Genomic DNA, 23,804 nt, shown 5'->3' on the forward strand with positions numbered 1-23,804 from the left:
TTAAAATATAGCTATCGACTATTGTCTGTTAGCTGTTTTGAGTCTCAAACTGAAGCTGACTCAGGTAGCGATAAAGGCCCTGTTCATTATTAATAAGTTCGAGGTGGCTGCCGCTTTCAACAATATTGCCTTTTTCTATCACTACTATTTTGTCTGCCTCGCGAATAGTTGAAAGGCGGTGGGCGATGATGATAGAAGTGCGGTCTTTCATTAATTCTTCGAGGGCTTCCTGTACCAGGCGTTCCGATTCTGAATCTAATGAAGATGTGGCTTCATCCAGGATCAGGATGGCAGGGTTTTTAAGCAGGGCCCTTGCAATAGCAATGCGCTGGCGCTGCCCGCCAGATAGTTTAACACCACGCTCGCCCACAATCGTTTCATAACCTTCGGGGAAGGACGATATGAACTGATGCGCGTTAGCTCGTTTAGCAGCCTGTATAATATCTTCTTTTGAAGCATTTAAACGCCCATACGCAATATTTTCCATAATGGTGCCGCCAAATAGCAAAACATCCTGCGGAACGATGGCCACCTGGTTACGGATATCGGTAAGAGAATAGTTATCGGCAGGCTTGCCATCAAATAAAATGCTGCCGCTTTGCGGATGATAAAATTGCAGGATCAGCGAGGCCATAGTTGATTTGCCCGAACCGCTTGGCCCAACAATAGCTACCCGCTGCCCGGCATCGGCATTAAATGAAATTCCTTTTAATACGGTGATCTCCTGGCGGGAAGGGTAGGCAAATACAACATTATCAAAAGCGAGATCACCTTTGATCGGTTGTTTGACATTATTATCGCTCTCGACTATGGAAATCTCTTCGCCCTGCTCGGCAAGGATCTCCAATACACGCTCGCTTGCACCCACTGCTTTTTGCAGGTTGGCGTACAGATCAGGGAAACTGCCCATGGCGGCGCCCGCGAAAATCGAATACATGATGAATTTTGTTAACCCGCCGAAAAGCAATTCGTGATTATGAACTAAAACGGAACCGTACCATATAACCGCCACAAAAGTACCGAATAGGAAAAATACGATAAATGAAGCAAATATTCCCCTGAACTTAGCTCCCTTAACAGCAATATTAACTACCTGTCTTAATATTTTGTCATATCGGGAAGCTTCATATGATTCATTTACAAATGCTTTTACATTGGCGATACCTTGTAAAGTTTCTTCAACAATAACATTTGATTCGCCAAGTTTATCCTGGGCCTGTCTTGATAGTTTGCGTATAAATCTGCCGAATACAACTGCAAAGGCGACTAAAAACGGAAGTATAGCTAATACAGCAAGGGTTAGTTTAGGCGAAACGATAGCAAGAAAAACAACACTGCCAATCATGATCACCCCTTGTCGAACAATTTCGGCAATTGTGGTAGTTAGCGTATCCTGTATTTGAGAAAGGTCCGCTGAAATTCGGCTGTTCAATTCACCAACTCTGCGATTAGCGAAAAAGTTCATTGGAAGGGTAACAAGTTTGAAATAGGTATCGCGACGGATATCAGCCAATGATTTTTCAGAAACTTGCACAAACCATAAGATCCTGAAAAACGAAATGATAGCCTGTATGAACAATAAAATCATACCTGCAAGACCAATAGCGCCTATACTATGCGGCAAAAAAGGATAATCAAATTTATCTTGAGATGCGTTAATAAGAGAACCAAGAATAGTTGGGAATGCTAATCCAACCAGGCTTGATACAAAGAGGAATATCATTCCTGCTATAAATTTCCAACGATAGGGTTTAAGGTAAGTGAGCAGTTTAGCTACGTTACGCAGGCTGCTCCGGTTTATTTTTGCTTTAGGTAATTCTGCTTCGGCCTTGCTGCCACTGTTCAGTCGTCCTCTTGCCATGTATGCGTTTGAATGTTATAAACCGCGAATTTACGCTTTAACACGGTTCTTTTTAACAAGCAGAAACAAAATTGACGCAATCATGAAAAGTATCACTAATACAAATATGTTTTGCCGGGTTTTGAAGTGCTCTTCTGAATTGTTTAACTGTTGTTTAAGATGCGCATTTTGTTGCCTTAACCTGTTAATTACCTGTATATAACCGGCAGCTGTAGTTTCTGCCTCCTTGCTGTGGCTTTGGATCTGCCTTTGCTGAAAATCACGGTATTCAAGCAGTATCTTGAGCTCTTTAAAAATTGCATCATCTGTTTTAGCGATATCCATCAGGATGCCGGCCGAACGTCGGACATCACCTTTGGTTTGAAAGCCGAAAATGCCGGTATGCTGGCCCAGGCTTTGGTCATATTGCCCGAATTTTTGTTTACGGGCCGCCAGCATATTATTTATTTTTTTACGCTGAAGCTGGTAAGCTACCGAATCGGAGTTAACAGAGCTTTGGGCCGATGCCCAACCGGTTGTTATCAAGCAAAATAAAAAAATCAGTACAGTTTTTTTCATTTATATAAATTACCTTATTGAAATTCAATGATCACCTTATCATTCAGGTTCAGGCCCAGAAGGCCACTTGCATTGCCTTTATTTATGGCAATTTCCAAATGGTCGCTGATACCAAACAAACAAAGTTTTTCGCCAACGGGTACTTCATTATAATGCCAGCTTAAATGGTTTATGGTTTCGTTGCGCTTAAAATTGAGCACAAAACGCCTGCCTTGCTGCACACTGTTAAAAAACTCCTTGGTTATATTGGTTATCACATTCTGAAATGAATCGATATAAATTACAACACCTTTGATCATGTTTTTTTCAATAACAGGCTGCAAATTCATTTTGTTTTCAATATCGCTCACCGGCAGGCCTATTTCATCCAGTTTGCCGCCTTTGGCTAAATGACAGGCCGTTTTAACAAAGATATCGGCCAGGGGGAAGTGGAGGAATTTAAGGTCCTGCATAATGTTGATCTCAACTATCTCTTCAGGCTCCTGGTCAAACATCAGCGAAAAAATACCGTTATCAGCCCCCACAAAGTAGTGCTTTTTGTAGCGGATAGCGAGGTATTTGGTATGGTCATTATAAACGGTGTCAATACCTATAAGGTGTACGGTATCTTCCGGAAAATAATGAAAGCTGTTTTTAAGTATAAAGGCGGCCTGCTGTACATTAAAGGCCGCAACACTGTTGGTAATATCAACAATATTTACTGTAGGCAACAATTTGTAGATACTGCCTTTTAACGCAGCCTGGTAAATATCTTTGTCGCCTAAATCAGTAGTTAATGTTATAATTGCCATTAATTTTATAAATATTTATTGCTAATCTTGTAGTAGCATTTGAAGCTACAAATATTCAATTTTTAATTCATAAAAATCCGTAACTAAAAAATCAAATTAGTATTGAACGAACTTAAGCTATCAATTGAAAACGTAAACCCTGCGGTACTGTGGGGGCCTAATAATGATCATTTTGAGATCATTAAGAAACAATACCCCAAGCTTAAAATAGTTGCCCGCGGCAGTGAAGTGAAGGTTTTGGGCGATGATAACGAACTGAATATTTTCCAGGAAAAATTTTCCCATCTGATAAATCATGTTGAGAAATTTGAAAATCTCAACATAACTGATCTCGAGCGGATCCTTGGTTCGAAGGTTAATAATGCAGCTACATCTGAACCTGTTACTGCCGATAAGTTTGCGAGTGGCGAAGTGATTGTGTTTGGGCCTAACGGCGTAATGGTAAGGGCACGTACCACCAATCAGCGCCGCATGGTTGATAGTATTAACAAAAGCGATATCCTTTTTGCAATCGGGCCTGCGGGTACCGGTAAAACGTATACCGCGGTGGCATTGGCCGTAAGGGCACTTAAAAACAAAGAGATTAAACGCATTATACTAACCCGCCCGGCGGTTGAAGCAGGGGAGAACCTTGGTTTTTTACCCGGCGACCTTAAAGAAAAGATCGACCCATACCTGAGGCCTTTATATGATGCGCTTGATGATATGATCCCGGCCGAAAAACTGAAGGTTTACCTGGAGAACCGTACCATTGAGATTGCACCGCTGGCCTTTATGCGTGGCCGTACCCTTGATAACTGTTTTGTTATTTTGGACGAAGCCCAGAATGCCACCGATATGCAGCTTAAGATGTTCCTGACACGTATGGGGCCATCAGCTAAATTTATTGTAACCGGCGACGTAACACAGATTGATTTGCCGAAAAAACAACAATCAGGCCTGCATACCGCACTAAGGATATTGACCGATATCAAAGGTATTGAAATAGTATACCTGAGCGGCGAAGACGTAGTAAGGCACAAATTAGTACGTAAGATATTAGAAGCTTACGGAGATATACAGTAATTTAAGTTTAGTTCATAGTTCATAGTTGATGGTTCATGGTAATAATGCAAATCGGCTATGAACTATGAACTATCAACCATGAACTAAAAAATGAACTCAATAAAAGAAACACATTTCAGCTTTCCGGGGCAAACGGCTTTTTACAAGGGGAAAGTACGCGATGTTTATACGATAGATAATAAATACCTGGCCATGGTTGTTACCGACCGGATTTCGGCCTTTGATGTTGTACTGCCCGAAGCCATTCCTTTTAAAGGACAGGTGCTTAACCAAATTGCGGCCCGGTTTTTAGAAGCGACGGCCGATATTGTTCCCAATTGGGTTATTTCGGTTCCGGACCCAAGCGTTACTATTGGCCGCATTTGCGAGCCGTTTAAGGTGGAGATGGTGATCCGCGGTTATCTTGCCGGTCATGCCGCTCGGGAGTATAGCACAGGCAAGCGCCACGTATGTGGTGTATTGTTGCCCGAAGGTTTAAAAGAAAATGATATCCTGCCCCAACCTATTATTACGCCAACCACCAAAGCATCAGTAGGGCATGACGAGGATATTTCACGCGAGGAGATCCTGTCGAGGGGTATCGTATCCGAAGAAGATTATGTAAAACTTGAAGCTTATACTCAGGCGCTATTTAAACGTGGTACCGAAATAGCAGCCAAACAAGGCTTAATACTGGTAGATACTAAGTATGAGTTCGGTAAGGTTGACGGTCAGATTTATCTGATCGATGAGATCCATACACCCGATTCATCAAGGTATTTTTATAAAGAAGGCTACGAGGGGCGCCAGCAAAAAGGCGAGCCTCAAAAACAGCTTTCAAAAGAGTTTGTACGCAAATGGCTTATCGAAAACGGTTTCCAGGGCAAAGATGGACAGGTAGTACCTGTTATGACCGAAGAGATTGTTAATTCGATATCTGAGCGTTATATAGAGCTTTATGAACAGATCACAGGCGAGGCATTTGTTAAGCCTGCCGAAGGGAATGTATTAGCCCGCGTTGAAACAGCAATTAATAACGCGTTGAGCGTTATGTAATTTTAAAATATCCATAAAATATTTATCTTAGCTTATTAAATTTAATAAGAATGAAATTTACTGTAGATAAACATGAGAAATATATATTATTGAAACTTAATGAATCAAAATTAAATTCAATAGTAACGCCTCAGTTAAAATCAGAACTGATTTTGATCAATACAGAGGGGCAGCGCAACATCATTCTCGACTTGTCGCAGGTGAAATATGCCGATTCATCAGGCTTAAGCAGTTTGTTGGTTGGTCACCGCTTGTGTAAAAATGCTACGGGTTCATTTATTTTGGCGGGTTTAAATGACGCAGTTGCGCGTTTAATAACCATATCACAATTGGATAATGTATTAACCATTGTCCCAACCGCCGAAGAGGGCGTCGATCTTATTTTTATGGAAGAGATTGAAAAGGAATTAAAAAAGGAAGCAAGATAAACCATTTGATTGTTTACCTATTATGAAATTTGAGGTAACAATACTTGGCAGCAGCTCCGCAACCCCCATCTTTAACAGAAATCCTACTTCACAGGTGCTCAATATCAATGAGCGCCTGTATTTAATAGACTGCGGCGAAGGCACTCAGCAACAAATGCTCCGTTTTGATATCAAAGCCAGTCGCATTGATCATATTTTTATAAGTCATCTTCACGGCGATCATTATTTAGGCCTGGTTGGTTTATTATCATCCATGCACCTTAACGGTCGTAAAAAGGCGCTTAAACTGGTATGCCCCGTGCAGTTGAAAGAAATAATTGATCTGCAATTAAGATATTCAGATACCGAACTGCAATTCCCTGTTGAATATATATTTACCAATGCCCAACAAAGTGAAGTGGTGATCAATAATAGTGATGTTGTAGTTGAAACGATACCACTTGATCACCGCATTGCCTGTACCGGCTTTTTGTTTAAGGAAAAGAAAAGACTTCGTAAACTTATTAAGGAGAAAATAGAAAGTCTCGACATCCCGGTTGCTTATTATTCGGTATTGAAAAAAGGGGGGGATTATACTGATGAAAAAGGCAAAGTTTACAAAAATGAAGAGCTAACTATCGATTCGGCCGAGCCTAAAACCTATGCCTACTGCTCCGATACGATGTATAATGAAAACTATTTCGGCCAAATCGCCAACGCCACATTGCTTTATCACGAGGCTACTTTTTTAAATGATATGCTCGACCGGGCAGTTATAACCCATCACACCACCGCGTTGCAAGCCGGAGAGATAGCACTGAAAACCAACGCCAAAAAACTGCTCATAGGCCATTTTTCGGCCCGTTATAAAACCCTGAATGAGTTACTGGATGAGGCTAAAATAAATTTCCCCTCAACTGAACTTGCAATTGAGGGGAAAACCTTTTTTATAGAATAAAGCTAAAAGCTTAAGGCAGAAAGCCAAAAGCAGGCTTTTAGCTTTCCTTAATCCTTCTTACCACCAAAAACAGAGAAGCTCACATAACGTTTTGGATGTGCCTTCAGATCAATAAACAGGTTATTGAGGTTGTTTGATGCATCTGTAAGGTTTTTGTACATTTTATCGTCGTTAAGCAAAAGGCCCAAAGAACCCTGACCGGAGTTGATTTTGGCAATAGTTGCCTGCAAATCGGCCATAGCTTTATTTGCATTATCAAGTGTTTGTTTCAGGTTAGCAGCAGCAACGTCATTACTTACTTTTTCAAAGTTAGCTGTCATTCCGTTTAGGTGTGCTGTGCTTGTCTTTAAGCTGCCTGATACTTCCTCGGCATTGGTAAGTATGGCGTCGATATGTCCGGTTTGCGAACCTACCAGGTGGTCTATTTTTTTGGTAGTGCCTTCAAGCGTTTGCAATGAATTGGCAATGCTCATGAAACTGCGGTCGATGTTTTTCTGAAAGTTAGGATTCAGGATCTTGTTAACAGCGCTCAGTGACGAATCGAGTTTAGACATCAGCATCTCTGCCTTTTTTTGTATGGGCTGCAGGCTTTCCGCAAGGCTGCCCTGGATATCAGCTTTAAGCGTATCCTGGTCTTCGGCGGGCACATTGCTGTTGCCTAACTCAAATACAATAGCTTTGCTGCCCAGCAGATCGGTACTTTCAAGCTTGGCAAGGGTATTTTTAGGCACAACCACATCCGGTTCAATTTTAAATTCAACCACGGTACGCCCGTCTGGCTGAAGCTTCATTTTAGAGATGCGGCCTATCTGGTAACCGTTTACCAATACAGGTTTTGAAACGGTTAAACCTTCAACGCTGTTATAAATAGCGTAGTATTTATTTGATCCTGAAAAAACATCATTACCGCGTAAATAACTGTAACCTAATATGAGTATGGTAATTGCTATTGCCGTAAGTGCACCAATTTTGGTTTCGTTAGAGATTTTCATTAAGTAGAGTTTATGCGTTAATTGTGTTTAAGGCTATAAACCTGCAACCAGGCTTATATGTTTTATGATGTACGTTTTATTTGCCAGGAAGGTAACAGTTTGGCTTTTATAATTATTGCGAAATCTGTTCCATTTCTTTTTTATAGGTTGTTAATGCACGGATAATTGAAGCTACAATCTCATTTTGTCCTTCTTCCGAGTTAAGGTACTTTTCATCGTCGGGGTTATTGATATAGCCGGTTTCAACCAATACTGATGGCATTGCGCTGTGACAGAGTACGTAAATGCCCTGCTCCCTGATCCCTTCACTGCGCCTTCCATCGGTATCAACAAATTCACCGTTAATTAAAGTAGCCAGCTTGATACTTTGCTGCCTGAACTTTCTCTTATACTCGTTTGTTAAAATAATGGTCATGGGGTCGTTCGGATCCAGTGCGCCGCCGTCGAGTTCGGTCTCTTCTCCAACCTGGTTTTTTTGAATAGCGTTTTCCTCTTCGCGGGTACGGTGTAAACCATAAACTAAAATCAGCACGCCTTTGCCCGACCTGTCCGGTACCCTAACGGTACGGTACACCGCTTTATGACGTTTGGTACCAACCTTTTCGCGAACTGTTCTGTCGGATAGCGAATTGCAATGCAGGGAAATGAAGAGTTGTCCTTTGTTTTCATTGGCTATTTCAGCCCTGCGTTCAAACGAAACATCATCTTCGGTAGTACGGGTCATTACAGCTTTTACACCGTTTAATTCTTTTTCTATAGCGGCTTGCAATTTAAAACCAATAGCCAGCGTTACATTCCTTTCTGACGAATAAGAACCCGATGCACCGTGCGAATAATGACCTGTAGAAGCTGATGGTTTGCCGCCATGGCCGGGGTCGATAATAATGGTTTTAATCTTAAAACCGGTATTGTTGACCACAGTGTCTGTTTGACGAGGAAGACTATTGGTAAAAATAGAACCGTATGATTTAAAAGGAAAAAATGAAAGGAGAACCAGCAACACCCACAAACTATAAATCAATCTTTTCAATGCCTTATTTTTCATTATTTTTGAACGCTGTTAACTATATCTGCAAAAATACTATTCATAATCAATTTTGAAATTCATAACCTTTTTTTTTCTGCTTGCAATTATATTAATAGTAAACGGACTTGCTGCTAATGCCGGCACTGTTTTAAATAACGGCCATGGCAGGAGGCCTTTAACTGATACTATTATCAAACTTGATTCGCTTCGTGATAAGAAACTTCTTAAAGGTAAACAATCCGGCTCAATAACACCGTTAAGAAACGGTAAGCCGGTAAATTCTTTACCTGCAAATGATACCACTAAAAAGAATAAAGGCGGTCTGCAATCAGAAGTAAAGGCAACTGCCGAGGACTCGACCCACTCAGACCGGGAGCACCAGGTTACCTATTTTTACGGTAAGGCCCGTGTAACCTATGAAGATTTTGAGCTTGATGCAGATTATATCAGGGTTGATGATAAAAACCACCTCATATTTGCAAGGGGGAGCATTGACCCGCGTACGCACCAATATACCCGCAGGCCTATCATGAAGCAAAAAACGGATAAGCCCGTAGCATCTGATTCGCTGATTTTTAATTATCAAACAAAAAAGGTAAAGATTTATAATCCTGCATCCGAGCAGGAAGGCAACTTTATTTCGGGCGGGCAGGCAAAAAAACTCAATGATGATGAGGTTGCATACCGTAACGTTATTTTCAGTACCTGCGATTTGCCTTACCCAGATACACACTTTGGTATAGTGATTACACGTGGCATCGGCGAAAAGAAACGTATTATATCCGGGCCCGCCTACCTGGAGATTGAAGGGGTCCCCTTACCGCTTGCCATTCCTTTCGGTTTTTTCCCTAAGCCGGATACCAGGACATCAGGTGTTATTTTGCCAACTTTTGGTGAGGACAACACCCTGGGTTTCTATTTAAAAGGGCTTGGATATTATATTGGTATAAGTGATTATGTTGATTTGACTACCACCGGGTCTATCTACTCAAAAGGCTCGTATGAACTAAGCAGCACGGCACGATATCTTAAACGTTATAAATATACAGGAAACGTTACGCTAAGCTTTGGCTCTCATAACTATGGCCTTGAGGGCGACCCGGCCACTAAAGACGCGCATATTTATTGGTCGCACGTGCAGGATGCCAATGCTAACCCAGGTTCAACTTTCAGTGCTTCGGTTGACGCCGGTACTTCCGGTTTTTTTAGGAACACGCCCTCGGCGAGTAACTATAATGTTAACTCCATTGCTCAAAGTAGTTTACGCTCAAGTATCGCTTATGGTAAAACCTGGGCAGGTACACCGTTTAACTTAAGTGTAGGCATTTCACATAGCCAGGATATAGCCCGTAAAACGGTGAATATCGAGTTGCCCACCATCGCCTTCGGTATGTCGTCAATAAATCCATTCGACTCTAAAAACAGGGTTGGCGAACAAAAATGGTATCAAAAAATTACTGTTAGCTATAATTTAGTAGGTACCAACAAGCTTAACGATATACCCGAGTCTCAGTTATTTAAAAGCGAAACTTTATCAAAACGGTTACAAAATGGTTTTCAGCATACCATCCCGGTTAGTTTGGGCTTAAACGTATTAAAGTACTTTCAGTTTAATAACAGTGTTAACTATACCGAACGCTGGTATTTTCAAAGCATTAATGAAAGATTTGAAAGGGGAAGCATCGCCGGTTCAAATCAGTTAATTATCGATACAATACCTGGTTTTAAGCGTGCCGGCGAGTATAGCATCAGTACAGGTATATCAACCAAATTGTACGGTACCATAAACTTTAAACATGGTAACCTGAAAGCAATCAGGCACGTGGCAACACCCTCAATAAGTTTTAGCTATCGTCCCGACTTCAGCGACCCAAGCTTTGGCTATTACAAAACAGCTGTAAGTACAGCCACGGTGCCTTATCCGTATACCTATCAAAAATATTCTATTTTCCAGAATGGAGTTTACGGTGGGCCCTCGGCGGGTAAGCAGGCGGGCTTAAACTTTTCGGTAGATAATACGATAGAGGCGAAAGTAAAAGCGAAAAGTACGGATACATCTGGCACCGACCGAAAGATCACGATTTTACAAGGTTTGTCGTTCTCCACCTTTTATAATTTCGCGGCCGACTCAATGAAACTTTCGGATATCTCATTTTCGGGGCATACCGCTATTTTTAATCAAAAATTAAGTATAAGTTTTTCGGGAGTGTTTAGCCCGTATGTAACTAAGGTAAGCGATTCAATCTCCAATAATCAGATTGTAAGAACAAGCCGTTACATAAACAGGTATGCCTGGCAGGACGGCAAATTCCCAACTTTAACAGGTTTAAACATTTCCATGGGCGGGAGTTTGAATTCAACGAAGGCAACTCCGGGGAATGCCGCCTTGAATACTATTGCAACCATGAATCCCACCCAGGCTCAGAGATTGGCCCTGGTAAACAGCGACCCGAATGCATATGTTGACTTTAACGTGCCATGGAATATCTCGCTCAACTACAGTTTTAGCTATCAAAACTACTTAAACAACAAAACAACCAGTAATACGCTCCAGATTTCGGGCGATGTGAACCTTACGCAAAAGTGGAAGATCCAATACTCTACCACGTATGATATTAAGGCGGCTAAATTTGCAAGCGCTACCTCGTTTTCAATATACCGCGATCTGCATTGCTGGGATCTGGCTTTTCAATGGATCCCTTTCGGTGTATACAAAATGTATAACGTAACTTTAAAGGTGAAGGCTTCTATTTTGCAGGATTTGAAACTAAGCAAGAAAAGCGATTACAATCCACAATCATCTTTTTATTAATATAATAATGCTGGCAGAAATAATTACCATCGGCGACGAAATACTTATCGGACAAATTGTTGATACCAATTCGGCCTGGATGGCTACCGAACTTAACAAGATAGGGATAAGGGTAAAACAGATCTCATCAATAAGTGACGATAAAGAACATATCCTGAAGGCATTAGCCGAAGCAGCAAGCCGGGTCAGTATCATTTTTATTACCGGTGGACTTGGCCCTACAAAAGATGATATCACCAAAAAAACATTAGCCGAATACTTTGGTGTTGAACTGATTGAAAATAAGGAAGCCTTTGCCAATGTAGAACGCATTTTTGCCAAATATAACCGCCCGTTGCTGGAGATCAACAAACAGCAGGCGCTTGTTCCTGCCAATTGCGAAGTTGTGCTTAATGAAAACGGCACTGCTCCGGGTATGTGGTTTAATCACAATGGAGTTATTTACATGTCGATGCCGGGTGTGCCATTTGAGATGATGTATATGATGGAAGGGCAGGTATTGCCTAAAATTAAGGCTACATTGAAGCTTCCCGTGATCATTCATAAAACGCTGCTAACCGTTGGCGAGGGTGAATCATTTTTGGCCGAACGGATTGCGGATATCGAAAATGATTTGCCATCGCATATTAAACTGGCCTACCTGCCCAAGTTAGGCCAGGTGCGTTTACGGTTAAGTGCTTTTGGCGAAGATGAAGCTGCTTTACAAAAAGAAGTTGATGCATTTGCCACCCGTTTTATTGAGCGCATAGGTGCGCCGTTTGTTATTGATCAGGACATCCCGCTTGAAAAAGCTATCCTTAATTTGATGGAAAGCAGGGGCCTTACTTTATCAGTAGCCGAAAGCTGTACCGGTGGTTATCTTTCGCACTTGTTTACCCAACATCCGGGGTCATCGCAGGTGTTTTTAGGTGGAGCTGTATCCTACTCATATGAGTTAAAGGAGAGTATTTTGGGCGTAAAAAACGAAACTTTGTGGCAGCATGGGGCCGTTAGCGAAGAAACCGTGAAAGAAATGGTGGAGGGTGCACTGTTAAATTTCAAGTCGGATTTGGCTGTCGCTATTACAGGCGTAGCCGGACCGGGGGGCGGTACGGAAGATAAACCCGTTGGTACTGTGTGGATTGCAGTTGCCGGAAAGCAGAAAACATACCTAAAGAAATACACATTTGGCAGCAAGCGCCGCCAAAACATTGAACGGAGTGCCGTAATGGCCCTGTCAATGTTGAATACTTTACTTATTGAAATTAAAAAGTAAAGATTTAAATACATAATTTTGGGGTCAAACTATATTCTACGTATGGCCAAATACCAGCTGTTATTGCCAAAAATGGGGGAGAGTGTTGCTGAAGCAACCGTTATCAAATGGATAAAAAAGCCGGGTGATAAGGTGAATGCTGACGATGCTGTAATGGAAATCGCTACCGATAAAGTTGACTCGGATGTGCCTTCGCCTGTAGCCGGTAAGTTAGTTGAACAACTGTATCAGGAAAACGATGTGGTACAGGTTGGCGCAGTTATAGCGATCATTGAAACTGAAGAAGCCGAAACTGCCCCGGTAGTTGCCCAGCCTGAAGAGGTTGCGCCACAACCTCCCGAAGAACCGAAAATAGTAGACTCAACTTATCACGAAACTGTTTCGTCTAAAGAAGTTGAAAAAACTCCTGAACCGGAACTGAGCGAAATTCAGCCGGAAAATTTATCCGGCATTCCTGGTATTGATCAGCTTGAGCAAAAAAGTTCGCCTGCTGCTCCGGTATTTAAATCGGAAGGGCGTTTTTATTCGCCCCTTGTAAGAAATATTGCCACACAGGAAGGTATCAGTATCGGGGAGTTGGACAGCATCCCCGGGACGGGGTCGGATGGCCGTTTAACCAAAGACGACCTGCTGAACTATCTGCAGGCAAAAACTTCATCAGTTCCAAATACACATTCGTCAGCTCATGTTGAGTCGTTTATTACTCAAACTGCCGAACAACCTGTAAAAGCAGTCGACTCTGCTAAGGAAGCACGACCGACGCCGCAACCGGTAGTTGCTGCGACTCCGGATCCTGCAAAAACCGAAACGCCAAAAGTCGCCCCTGCTGAGCAGCAGCCTGCTCCGGCTGTTTCTGTAACCGGCAGTGATGAGATCATAGAGATGGACAGGATGCGCCGTTTGATTGCCGATCACATGGTGATGAGCAAACAAACATCGCCGCATGTTACCTCATTTGTTGAAGCCGATGTCACCAACCTGGTATTATGGCGCGAAAAAGTAAAGAACAGCTTTGAAAAACGCGAAGGTGAAAAAATAACCTTTACGCCTATATTTATTGAGGCAGTAGCGAAAGCCATCAAGGATTTCCCGATGATCAATGTATCTGTTAACGGTACCCAGATTATTAAAAAAGCTGCAATCAACATCAGTATGGCTACGGCTTTGCCAAGCGGTAACCTGATAGTGCCGGTAATTAAAAAGGCGGACGAGCTTAATCTTGTTGGTTTAACAAAGGCCGTTAATGACCTCGCGAACCGTGCGCGCAACGGTAAGTTATTGCCCGATGATGTAAAAGAAGGTACATTTACGATTACCAATGTAGGCTCGTTTGGTAACGTAATGGGTACACCAATAATCAACCAACCACAGGTTGCTATTTTAGCTGTTGGTGCTATTAAGAAAAAGCCGGCTGTTATTGAAACAAAAGAGGGCGATATGATCGCTATACGCCACATGATGTTCCTGTCATTATCATATGATCACCGCGTTGTAGATGGAGCTTTGGGCGGCTCGTTTGTAAGGCGTGTTGCCGATTATTTGGAGAAGTGGGACAGTAACAGGGAAGTATAGATTCCTAATACATAAAACATAACACGCCGGACAAACTGTCCGGCGTGTCGTGTTTTTAGACTATGCGTTTCATTATCGGCAAAATTGAATTTTAAATTTGTACTAATGAAGCACATAAATAACTACAAGGGTTCAAAACCCCGTAAATGATGCTTGTTGGGTAAATTGTGTGAAAATTCGTATTAACTTTGCCTTTGAAAATGGCTTACAAGTATACTGATAATTACCGCGAACAGGGTGCCCGTAAAAGGTTGGTGGATGTTTTGAGAAAGAAGGGAATTGGCGACGAACACGTTTTAGAAGCTATTGGCAAGGTAAAACGTCATTGCTTTTTTGATGAAACTTTCTGGAACCAGGCTTACAGGGATATTGCGTTCCCGATAGGCGAAGGGCAAACCATATCGCAACCTTATACTGTGGCCTATCAAACCGAATTACTGCATATCCGTAGAGGGGATAAAGTACTTGAAATAGGCACAGGCTCCGGGTATCAAACCTGTATCCTGCTTGAATTAGGAGCTACCGTTTATACTATTGAACGCCAGGAAAAGCTCTATCACCGCACCAAATACGTACTGCCAAATGAAATGGGTTACAATGCCCGTTTTTTTCTGGGAGATGGCTCTGTTGGGATATCCGAACACGCACCTTATGATAAGATCATTGTTACCGCCGGGGCACCTACCGTACCCGACGTGCTGTTAAAGCAATTAAAAATAGGCGGTATCCTGGTTATCCCGGTTGGTGATGAGGAAACCCAAAAAATGGTTACAATACTAAAAGTAGGAGACAATGATTACGAAAAGATTGTGCTTGATACCTTTAGGTTTGTGCCTTTGGTAGGGGATAAGGCTTGGTAACGTATTTGGGATTTCGAATTTTCGATTTCGGATTGCGAAACGTTAGGATTTTATTTAAATAAATCCGAAATCGAAATTCCCAATTCCGAAATCAATTTACCTTTTCATCACCCTGTCCAGTTCTATCTTAGTATCGCGTTCTTTTAATGTTTCGCGTTTATCAAATGTCTTTTTACCCTGTGCAAGACCGATCTCCAATTTTGCAAATCCCCGTTCGCTAATGAATAATGCCAACGGAACTATGGTTAATCCACGTTCTTCGCCACGGGTTTGAAGTTTTTTGAGCTCTTTTTTATTCAGCAGCAGGATCCGGTCGCGCTTGGCTTCATGGTTATAGAACGAGCCGAATGAATATTCAGAGATATGCAGGTTGCGTACATATAACTGGTTGTTAATGAATGTACAAAAAGCGTCGTTAATGTTTGCCTTACCCTGCCTTATCGACTTGATCTCGGTACCGAGCAACTGTATGCCTGCTACATACTTATCAAGGATATGATACTCAAAGTAGGCCTTTTTATTTTTTATATAGATGTTATCCTGGCTCATAATTATTCAGCCGCAAACTTACAAAATTAGTTTGACTGTGGCTTTACCACCAATACCGGCACATTAACCTTATGCCTCACAGAGTTTACAGTGGTGCCAAATATAAGGTCTTTCAAAGCCTTGTGTCCGTGCGAGCCCATGACGATGAAATCAATTTTTTCGTCCTTTACAATTTCGGCAATGGCGCTGGCCGGGTTGCCGTAGCCAATTTGTCCCTGGGCATTGTAGCCAAGGTTTTTTAAAGCGCAAACGTATTTGTCAAGATTGTTAAAATCAATTTGGGTTTCATTATCCAGCACCTGGCCACCGTAGTAACGCGCACCGGCAGTTTCAACAACGTGGATCAATGTATAATCGGCCTTTTTACCTCCCTGCATAATAGCATGGCGCAGGCAATCGGTATCGTTTTTTGAAAAATCTATGGTTATAGCGATATGGCTATAAGTTATTGCATCGAGCTCGGTAATGGCATTGGCTATACCATGTGGTACGATAGCAGGTCTGTCATGATGTTTAAATAATAATGGCCGTATAAAAACGTAGATCAGTAACAGCGCTATCCCGATAACAATCGGAACCACTACAGCATAGATCCATATTGATGACGGATTTCCGCTTATCCAATCGCCAATTTGTTCATATACCAGTTTGGCATTTAACGCAACAATTAATAGTGCGCTTGCCCACGCTAATGCCCTTGTTTGATAATTGACTGCAAATTTGCCCATCCTTTTCCTGTCGGATGTAAAATGGATGAGGGGGATCACTGCAAAACCCAGCTGCATGCTTAATACAACCTGGCTTAAAATAAGGAGCTTTCCTAAACCCTCCTCGCCATAATAAAGAATGGTAAATACAGCCGGCACAATAGCCAGTACCCGGGTGAGTAGGCGGCGTAACCAGGGCTCTATGCGCAGGTTGATGTGCCCTTCCATAATGATTTGCCCGGCAAGTGTACCTGTAATGGTTGAACTTTGGCCGGAAGCAATGAGCGCTATGGCAAATAGTGTAGGTGCTATAGCCCCGAAAATATGCTCCAGTAGTTTAAATGCATCCTGGATCTCTGCTACTTCAAAATAGCCGTTCCTGAAAAAGGCGCTTGCTGCTAATATCAAAATAGCTGCATTCACAAAAAAAGCAAGATTAAGGGCTATAACAGTATCAAAAAGATTAAACTTAATGGCGGCTTTGAAGCCTTCTTCGGTACGGGTTATTTGGCGGGTTTGCACAAGGGATGAATGCAGGTATAAGTTATGCGGCATTACCGTAGCACCAATAATGCCTATAGCTATATAAAGCATTTGCTGGCTTATTTTATCCCCTTTAAACAGGTTGCCGGGAATGAAACCCTTCGCTACTTCTATTACATCGGGCTTAACAATAAACATTTCGACCAAAAATGAGAGTCCTACTATAAAGATCATTGAAATAATAAAGCCTTCGAGTTTGCGCATACCCTTATTCATGAGGTAGAGCATCAGTACAGTATCGGTAATGGTAAGCGATACACCCCAGATTAACGGAAGATGAAACAGCAGTTTTAAACCAATGGCCATACCAATAATTTCGGCCAGGTCGCATGCTATAATGGCTATTTGTGCCAGTATATACAAGCAAAAGTTTACAAAACGCGGATAGGCATTTTTTGACGCCTGTGCAAGGTCGAGCCCGCGCACTATCCCCAACCGGGCTGCCAGTGATTGCAGCAGGAGGGCAATCATGTTGGATACAAACAGCACCCAGATCAACTTATATCCAAAAGCACTGCCGCCGGCAATATCTGTTGCCCAGTTTCCCGGATCCATATAGCCTACGCTCACCAGGTAAGCCGGGCCCAGGAAAGCCATCAGCTTACGCCAGCCGTTTTTGTTTTCGGTGGTTACAGATCCATGTACGTTGCCTAAAGATTCGTTGTGTGTATTGTTCATAGGGCTATAAGCAAGTTATTGGCTACTTCGCGGCTGATATGCACTTCTTTATTGCCGGTTTGTACCACTACCGAATGGTCATATTCAATAATATCAGTGATCATTATTTTGCAGCCGATAGTGAGCTGTTTTTTATCGAGGTATTGTAAAAAGGATGAACTATGGTCGCGGACGCCTGAAATTATACCGCTTTGGTTAATCGTTACTGCTGAAACCGGTTTTAACTCGTGCGTGTTAAAGCGGCCGTTACAGTCAGGTATAGGATCGCCGTGCGGGTCATGTTTGGGGTAGCCCATAAACTTGTCAAGGCGGTCAATTAACTCTTCAGACGAGATATGTTCCATCTCTTCGGCAAGGTCATGAACCTGGTCCCATTTAAAATTGAGTTTCTCTACCAGAAAGTACTCCCACAGCCGGTGTTTGCGGATAATGCCTATCGCTATTTTCTCGCCGGAAGGGGTGAGGCTTACTCCCTGGTAAGGGGTGTAATTGATGAGCGCTTTATCTGCAAGTTTTTTAAGCATGTCGGTAACCGAAGATGCTTTGGTATTTAGCGAGGATGCGATTTGATTTGTACTCGCATTTCCATCATTTACAGAGAGATGATAGATGGATTTTAAGTAGTTTTCCTCGGCTAAAGTGTTCATTTAAACAAATCTAATAAAAAATTTAGACTAATCTAAAAAAATAAACGTTAGGAAATATGTTTTCGTTGAAGTACTTTAACGAAAAATTAAATTTTGCGAAGCAAGGAAAATACTATATTTGCATACAACTATGGCCGCCGAATTAGATAAAATAGACCTACAAATACTCAAGATTTTACAGGAAAACGGGAGGATAACCAACCTTCAGCTGTCTAACGAGATAGGGCTTTCGCCAGCACCTACTCTTGAACGTGTGCGTAAACTTGAGAACGCCGAATACATTAAAAGCTATCATGCGCTGGTAGATGAAGAGAAGTTAGGATTAGGAATCAAAACCTTTATCCAGATCTCGCTTGATTTTCATCAAAAAAATACCATTCAAACTTTTTTGGATGAGATCAAGAACATTAAAGAGGTAACCGAGTGCCATCACGTAACCGGTCAGTGTGATTTTCTGTTAAAGGTATACGTACGGGACATTAAATCATATGAGCAACTCATCATGGAAAAGATTAGCCGCATTACTGTGGTAAAAACATTCCAAACGATGATGATCATGTCTACCAGTAAAAAAGAGCCTATTGTGCCACTGGAGTATTAGACGTAAGAGGCAAGACTATAAGAATCAAGAGTCAAGAAGAAGGATTAAATATCTTTTATTTCTTGACTCTTTTTATTTTCAGACTTTTTAAATCTTGTTTCTTGACTCTTGGCGTCTTGTCTCTCGCTCAATGTATTTGCCAGTCAATCTCTTTTTTCCCCTCTTTCTTCAATATCTCATTAGTTTTTGAAAATGGTTTGCTGCCAAAAAAACCCCGGTCGGCTGAGAAAGGCGAGGGGTGCGGAGAGCGAATAATAAAATGTTTCTTCTCATCAATCAAAACAGCTTTTGATTGGGCAAAGGCTCCCCATAGTATAAACACGATGCCTTCTTTTTTATCGGAAATGGTTTTGATTACCTCATCAGTAAATTCTTCCCAACCTCTTTTTTGATGCGAGCCTGCATTGCCCGCCCTAACGGTTAGTGTAGCGTTCAGTAACAACACTCCTTGTTTAGCCCATTCTTCGAGGTTGCCATGTGCGGGGATTTTAAATCCGGGAATATCGTTTTGCAGCTCTTTGTAAATGTTTATCAATGATCGGGGAATAGCAATGCCCTTTTGTACTGAAAAGGAAAGACCATGGGCCTGGTGAGCACCATGATAAGGGTCCTGTCCTAATATAACTACTTTGACATCATCAAAAGGTGTAGTATTGAAAGCGTTGAAGATTTCGCCGTTTTTAGGATAAACAACTTGCCCTGATTGCTGCTCTTCTTTTAAAAATTGTTTAAGTTTTATCATGTAAGGTTTGTCAAATTCCTGCTGTAAAACCTCAAGCCATGATGGTGGTAATGCAATCGCCATAAATATTTATATAGAAGTTGATTAAGCGTACAAATAAACAGATATTTGCGCTAATATTAGTATCACAAAATTATGTCAAATATTGTTCGGTTAGTTATTGCTTGTGTAGTGATGGGTGCGGCGGTTGCGCTATGTGCATTCGGTTTTTGGGGATGGGGGATTTTTGTTCTGTTAATGGGCGGTATTATACTGCTTAGCTTCTTCTTTAACGAGAATATGATCATCGCCCAGTATTTTTTGCGTAAGGAAAATTCTGAAAAGTCAGAAGTATGGTTGTTGAAAATTACCGATTACGAAAAACAGCTGCACAAAAACCAGCACGGTTACTACAACTTGCTGATCGGTTTAATCGAATCACGCAAGGCGCCAATGAAATCAGAGAAATACTTTAAGAAAGCTCTGTCGCTGGGTATGAAAATGTCGCACAATATAGCTTTGGCGAAATTGAGCCTGGCCGGTATTTCAATGGCGAAGCGCAACAAGCGCGAGGCGCAAATGTATTTGTCAGAAGCTTCAAAAGATGATAAGAACAAATTGCTTACCGAACAGATTAAGATGATGAAAGGCCAATTAGCCCAAATGGATAAGCAAGTAGTAAGAGGGGGATATCGTCAGTTCTAAAAAAAGAACAAATAGAAAAAAGGAATAAAAAATAAAAGGGACGCGAAAACCGCGTCCCTTTTATTTTTCTTCAATGGCGCTGAAATAATCAGGCGTTGCTGAATGGTTTTGATAAGGCTGAACGTAGCTGTCTGTGTATGATGAATATTCAGATTCTTCAGACGGGTTGGCCACTTCAACAAGCTTCAATAAACTCCTGATGAACGACAGGTTGAAATTGCTCCTGTTAAGTTTGATCAGGTATTCGTTTTCGGTGATCTCTAATATTGAGTTGGTCATGATATTTGTAATATATGTTTATTACAATAGTAGCTAACTCTTTTTAAATGAAAGTATTATTTTTTTTAAGCTTTTGTTAAGAAATTATAACCGCTGAATGGAGGGATTACGCTGATTGCGTTGATTTTCTTGATTGAAAGATTTTACGATTGATTATAAACTAAAATGGCCTGCACGAAGCAGGCCATTATTAAATATCAGGGTAATCCTAAAATCCTACAAATCAAGGTTCAATTATTCAAACCAAGCCATTACCTCTTCTTTGGTTGGCATGGTAATATCGAGTTTTAGTTTTTTACGCATCCCGCCAAGATCATTAAATACCTTGTTGGGGTTAGCTGCTTTTAATTCTTCAACGGTATTAAAGCCCATTTTATTCAATACCGGTACCCATTCGGCTCGTACGCCAATATTTATAAAATCATCGGCGGTAGCTACTTTAGCTTTTTTCTCCGGGCGCATTTGCGGGAAGAACAATACTTCCTGGATGGTGCTTTGATTGGTCATCAGCATTACCAGCCTGTCGATACCGATACCTAAACCAGATGTTGGCGGCATACCATATTCAAGCGCGCGTAAAAAATCGTCATCCATGGCCATAGCTTCGTCATCACCGCGACCGGCCAGGATCAGCTGCTCTTCCAAACGCTCACGCTGGTCGATAGGGTCATTCAGCTCCGAGTAAGCATTTGCTATCTCTTTACCATTTACGAATAACTCAAAACGCTCAACCAAACCTTCTTTAGTACGGTGCTTTTTGGCAAGCGGGGTCATTTCGATAGGGTAGTCGGTAATATAAGTAGGCTGGATCAGGTGATGCTCAACTTTAGCGCTGAAAATCTCGTCGATCAGTTTGCCTTTGCCCATGCTTGGGTTTACTTCTATTTTTAGTTCTTCGCAAACCTCGCGTAAGCCTGCTTCGTCCATTGCAGATACGTCAATACCGGTGTATTTCAGGATCGAGTCATACATCGATAATTTTTCGTACGGACCTGCAAAGTTAATTTCATTGCTGCCAACCTGTACAACCGGGATTCCGTGAACTGCTTTGGCAACAGTTTCCAGACATTCCTCAACCATGGCCATCATCCATATATAGTCTTTATAGGCTACATAAATTTCCATGGCGGTAAACTCCGGGTTGTGGGTGCGGTCCATGCCCTCATTGCGGAACATTTTGCCAAACTCATAAACACCGTCAAAGCCGGCAACGATAAGCCTTTTTAAGTAAAGCTCGTTGGCGATACGTAAAAACAAGGGCATATCAAGCGTGTTATGGTGTGTAGCAAACGGACGGGCCGCTGCACCACCATGCACAGGCTGCAGGATTGGAGTTTCCACTTCCATCCATCCCTGGGTGTTAAAGTAACTGCGCATAGCGCTGATCACTTTTGAGCGGTTGATGAAAATCTGTTTATAATCGGGGTTAACCGTTAAATCCACATAACGCTGACGATAACGCAGTTCAGGGTCGGTAAAACCATCATGGATAGTTCCGTCTTCTTCGCGTTTAACAACCGGTAGCGGTTTCAGAGATTTTGAAAGCACCACCAGCTCACGTACGTGAACCGAGATCTCGCCTGTTTGAGTAAGGAACACATAGCCTTTTACGCCAATGTAGTCGCCAATGTCCAGCAGTTTTTTAAATACGGTGTTATATAATGTTTTGTCCTCACCAGGGCAAACATCATCGCGTTTTATATAGATCTGCACACGGCCGGTTGAATCCTGCAGTTCGGCAAATGAAGCACTGCCCATGATACGGCGGGTCATGATCCTGCCCGCAATTACAACATCCTGGTAGGCCTCGGGTTTATCCTTAAAATTATCGGCTATATCCTGTGCCCAGGCGTTAACATTAAAAGCTTCGGCAGGGTATGGGTTAATACCCAGTGCACGTAGCTCCTGTAAAGATTTGCGGCGAATGATCTCCTGTTCGGATAATGCAATACTCATGTGATGAACGGTATTTTAATAAAGGTGCAAAAGTAAGGTTTTTTAAGTTATCACGCTATCACACCAATCAAAAATGTGATTGGTAAGCGCAGTCGGGTGGGTTTATTCTTCAATCCTACAAAACCACCACTTGTATCAAATATTTTACCCCTTTAAAATAATCGGTCTCAAAAACATATTACTTTAGCAAAACCATTATAACATTCCGTAAACCATGAAAAAAGTCTCTGCCCTCATTTTATTGATATCGGCGTTCTCTGTTAAAGTGTTTGCACAAACCGATGCCAATTTGTACGACCCCAATACCAAACCCCAACTGGTTGCCAAACAATTCTCCTTTACGGAAGGACCCGCTGTCGACAAAAAAGGCAATGTGTTTTTTACGGATCAGCCAAACAACAAGATCTGGAAGTATGATACCGATGGCAAGCTTTCTGTTTTCCTGGATAGCGCGGGCCGCTCAAACGGGATGTATTTTGATAAGAAAGGCAACCTCATTAGCTGTGCCGATGCCAATGATCAGCTTTGGTCTATCAGCCCCAAAGGAAAGGTTACCGTTTTGCTGAAGGATTACCAGGGACATAAGTTTAACGGCCCTAATGATGTTTGGGTACGCCCGGACGGGGGCATCTATATAACCGATCCTTATTATCAACGTGACTACTGGACCCGTAAACAGCCCGACCTTGATGGCCAAAAATTATATTTCCTGGCCAAAGGCAAGGCATCGGCTGTTATGGTCGATGATAAGTTTGTACGCCCCAATGGCATAATCGGTACACCGGATGGTAAGACTTTGTATGTAGCCGATATCGGCGATAACAAAACCTATCGTTACGATATCAATAAAGATGGTACATTATCTAACCGTACCCTGTTTATAGCTATGGGCTGCGATGGCATGACGATTGACGAACATGGCAATATTTATATGTGCGGCAAAGGCGTTACCATCGTTAACCCCAAAGGCGAAAAGATTGGCCACATAGATATCGATGAACCGTGGACTGCCAACATCTGTTTTGGCGGAAAAAACAAAGATGTATTATTTATAACCGCATCAAAGGCAGTTTACACCTTTAAAATGAATGTAAAAGGAGTGGATTGATCCGCTCACTATACTATCAGTATACCCATGACAAAATAAAGTAAGGGTCATGCTGAGCTTGTCGAAGCATGGTGGGCGGGGCCTCTGCGCGCGAGTCTTCGACAAGCTCAGACTGAC

At 42.0% G+C, this 23,804-nt stretch carries 22 protein-coding genes; 11 read left to right on the plus strand and 11 right to left on the minus strand.

Translation table 11 applies throughout. The features are described 5' to 3' along the window. Nucleotides 1–28 precede the first annotated feature (28 nt). Genes MusilaSJ_RS00470 through MusilaSJ_RS00480 form a run of 3 tightly spaced genes read right to left on the minus strand, consistent with a single transcriptional unit; the run spans nucleotide 29 to nucleotide 3,210 of the window. A complete protein-coding gene (locus MusilaSJ_RS00470) occupies nucleotides 29–1,861 on the minus strand; it encodes an ABC transporter ATP-binding protein (protein WP_274988122.1) in 1,833 nt (610 codons plus the stop codon). 30 nt (nucleotides 1,862–1,891) lie between these two features. Beyond that, nucleotides 1,892–2,419: a hypothetical protein gene (locus MusilaSJ_RS00475; protein WP_274988123.1), complete on the minus strand. Its 528-nt coding sequence runs from the start codon at nucleotides 2,417–2,419 to the stop codon at nucleotides 1,892–1,894. A 14-nt stretch (nucleotides 2,420–2,433) separates the two neighbouring features. Further along, the gene (locus MusilaSJ_RS00480; protein ID WP_091162693.1) at nucleotides 2,434–3,210 is read right to left on the minus strand and encodes an SAM hydrolase/SAM-dependent halogenase family protein; all 777 of its coding nucleotides are present in this window, start codon (nucleotides 3,208–3,210) and stop codon (nucleotides 2,434–2,436) included. 102 nt (nucleotides 3,211–3,312) lie between these two features. Between MusilaSJ_RS00480 and MusilaSJ_RS00485 the strand changes: the two genes are divergently transcribed. From MusilaSJ_RS00485 to MusilaSJ_RS00500, 4 genes are all read left to right on the plus strand, one after another. Then, the gene (locus MusilaSJ_RS00485) at nucleotides 3,313–4,275 is read left to right on the plus strand and encodes a PhoH family protein (RefSeq protein WP_274988124.1); all 963 of its coding nucleotides are present in this window, start codon (nucleotides 3,313–3,315) and stop codon (nucleotides 4,273–4,275) included. Nucleotides 4,276–4,365: 90 nt separating this feature from the next. After that, on the plus strand, nucleotides 4,366–5,310 hold the full coding sequence (locus MusilaSJ_RS00490; protein ID WP_274988125.1) for a phosphoribosylaminoimidazolesuccinocarboxamide synthase: 945 nt from the start codon (nucleotides 4,366–4,368) through the stop codon (nucleotides 5,308–5,310). Nucleotides 5,311–5,360: 50 nt separating this feature from the next. After that, a complete protein-coding gene (locus tag MusilaSJ_RS00495; protein ID WP_090527130.1) occupies nucleotides 5,361–5,738 on the plus strand; it encodes an STAS domain-containing protein in 378 nt (125 codons plus the stop codon). Nucleotides 5,739–5,760: 22 nt separating this feature from the next. Further along, nucleotides 5,761–6,675, plus strand: coding sequence for a ribonuclease Z (locus MusilaSJ_RS00500; RefSeq protein ID WP_129571694.1), 915 nt, complete (start codon nucleotides 5,761–5,763; stop codon nucleotides 6,673–6,675). 47 nt (nucleotides 6,676–6,722) lie between these two features. Here MusilaSJ_RS00500 and MusilaSJ_RS00505 read toward each other — a convergent pair whose 3' ends face one another. Together MusilaSJ_RS00505 and MusilaSJ_RS00510 are read right to left on the minus strand one after the other, a co-directional pair. After that, entirely contained in the window at nucleotides 6,723–7,667 is a 945-nt protein-coding gene (locus MusilaSJ_RS00505; protein ID WP_090527134.1) for an MlaD family protein, read from the minus strand. A gap of 112 nt (nucleotides 7,668–7,779) precedes the next feature. Next, complete coding sequence (locus tag MusilaSJ_RS00510) at nucleotides 7,780–8,712, minus strand: N-acetylmuramoyl-L-alanine amidase family protein (RefSeq protein ID WP_274988126.1); 933 nt, start codon at nucleotides 8,710–8,712, stop codon at nucleotides 7,780–7,782. 52 nt (nucleotides 8,713–8,764) lie between these two features. On the opposite strand from MusilaSJ_RS00510, the gene MusilaSJ_RS00515 reads away from it, so the two are divergent. The 4 genes from MusilaSJ_RS00515 (at nucleotide 8,765) to MusilaSJ_RS00530 (ending at nucleotide 15,193) form a co-directional block, all read left to right on the plus strand. Then, nucleotides 8,765–11,506: a putative LPS assembly protein LptD gene (locus MusilaSJ_RS00515; protein ID WP_274988127.1), complete on the plus strand. Its 2,742-nt coding sequence runs from the start codon at nucleotides 8,765–8,767 to the stop codon at nucleotides 11,504–11,506. A 7-nt stretch (nucleotides 11,507–11,513) separates the two neighbouring features. After that, a complete protein-coding gene (locus MusilaSJ_RS00520) occupies nucleotides 11,514–12,761 on the plus strand; it encodes a competence/damage-inducible protein A (protein ID WP_274988128.1) in 1,248 nt (415 codons plus the stop codon). A 42-nt stretch (nucleotides 12,762–12,803) separates the two neighbouring features. Next, nucleotides 12,804–14,333 (plus strand): dihydrolipoamide acetyltransferase family protein, encoded by a 1,530-nt coding sequence (locus MusilaSJ_RS00525; RefSeq protein WP_274988129.1) that lies wholly within the window; start codon nucleotides 12,804–12,806, stop codon nucleotides 14,331–14,333. Nucleotides 14,334–14,533: 200 nt separating this feature from the next. After that, on the plus strand, nucleotides 14,534–15,193 hold the full coding sequence (locus tag MusilaSJ_RS00530; RefSeq protein WP_274988130.1) for a protein-L-isoaspartate(D-aspartate) O-methyltransferase: 660 nt from the start codon (nucleotides 14,534–14,536) through the stop codon (nucleotides 15,191–15,193). A 96-nt stretch (nucleotides 15,194–15,289) separates the two neighbouring features. On the opposite strand, the gene smpB is transcribed toward MusilaSJ_RS00530, so the two are convergent. From smpB to MusilaSJ_RS00545, 3 genes are read right to left on the minus strand one after another with little or no spacing between them, the layout of a single operon-like run. Beyond that, nucleotides 15,290–15,742 (minus strand): SsrA-binding protein SmpB, encoded by a 453-nt coding sequence (gene smpB, locus MusilaSJ_RS00535; protein WP_274988131.1) that lies wholly within the window; start codon nucleotides 15,740–15,742, stop codon nucleotides 15,290–15,292. Nucleotides 15,743–15,768: 26 nt separating this feature from the next. After that, nucleotides 15,769–17,670, minus strand: a complete 1,902-nt coding sequence (locus MusilaSJ_RS00540; RefSeq protein WP_274988132.1) for an Nramp family divalent metal transporter — start codon at nucleotides 17,668–17,670, stop codon at nucleotides 15,769–15,771. Further along, nucleotides 17,667–18,317 (minus strand): metal-dependent transcriptional regulator, encoded by a 651-nt coding sequence (locus tag MusilaSJ_RS00545; protein ID WP_274988133.1) that lies wholly within the window; start codon nucleotides 18,315–18,317, stop codon nucleotides 17,667–17,669. Before MusilaSJ_RS00545 ends, MusilaSJ_RS00540 begins: the two co-directional genes overlap by 4 nt. A gap of 130 nt (nucleotides 18,318–18,447) precedes the next feature. Between MusilaSJ_RS00545 and MusilaSJ_RS00550 the strand changes: the two genes are divergently transcribed. After that, nucleotides 18,448–18,918, plus strand: a complete 471-nt coding sequence (locus MusilaSJ_RS00550) for an Lrp/AsnC family transcriptional regulator (RefSeq protein WP_022832833.1) — start codon at nucleotides 18,448–18,450, stop codon at nucleotides 18,916–18,918. 127 nt (nucleotides 18,919–19,045) lie between these two features. Here the strand turns inward: MusilaSJ_RS00550 and ung are convergent, their stop codons facing one another. Continuing rightward, on the minus strand, nucleotides 19,046–19,723 hold the full coding sequence (gene ung, locus MusilaSJ_RS00555; protein ID WP_090527151.1) for a uracil-DNA glycosylase: 678 nt from the start codon (nucleotides 19,721–19,723) through the stop codon (nucleotides 19,046–19,048). Nucleotides 19,724–19,795: 72 nt separating this feature from the next. On the opposite strand from ung, the gene MusilaSJ_RS00560 reads away from it, so the two are divergent. Continuing rightward, complete coding sequence (locus MusilaSJ_RS00560; protein WP_091162705.1) at nucleotides 19,796–20,344, plus strand: hypothetical protein; 549 nt, start codon at nucleotides 19,796–19,798, stop codon at nucleotides 20,342–20,344. A 60-nt stretch (nucleotides 20,345–20,404) separates the two neighbouring features. Here the strand turns inward: MusilaSJ_RS00560 and MusilaSJ_RS00565 are convergent, their stop codons facing one another. Both MusilaSJ_RS00565 and lysS read right to left on the minus strand, forming a co-directional pair. Then, entirely contained in the window at nucleotides 20,405–20,623 is a 219-nt protein-coding gene (locus MusilaSJ_RS00565; RefSeq protein WP_090527160.1) for a hypothetical protein, read from the minus strand. A 234-nt stretch (nucleotides 20,624–20,857) separates the two neighbouring features. Then, nucleotides 20,858–22,579 (minus strand): lysine--tRNA ligase, encoded by a 1,722-nt coding sequence (gene lysS, locus MusilaSJ_RS00570; protein ID WP_274988134.1) that lies wholly within the window; start codon nucleotides 22,577–22,579, stop codon nucleotides 20,858–20,860. 214 nt (nucleotides 22,580–22,793) lie between these two features. Here lysS and MusilaSJ_RS00575 point away from each other — a divergent pair, with 214 nt between their 5' ends. Then, entirely contained in the window at nucleotides 22,794–23,687 is an 894-nt protein-coding gene (locus MusilaSJ_RS00575; RefSeq protein ID WP_274988135.1) for an SMP-30/gluconolactonase/LRE family protein, read from the plus strand. Nucleotides 23,688–23,804: the final 117 nt, after the last annotated feature.

Source organism: Mucilaginibacter sp. SJ, assembly GCF_028993635.1.
Classification (GTDB): domain Bacteria; phylum Bacteroidota; class Bacteroidia; order Sphingobacteriales; family Sphingobacteriaceae; genus Mucilaginibacter.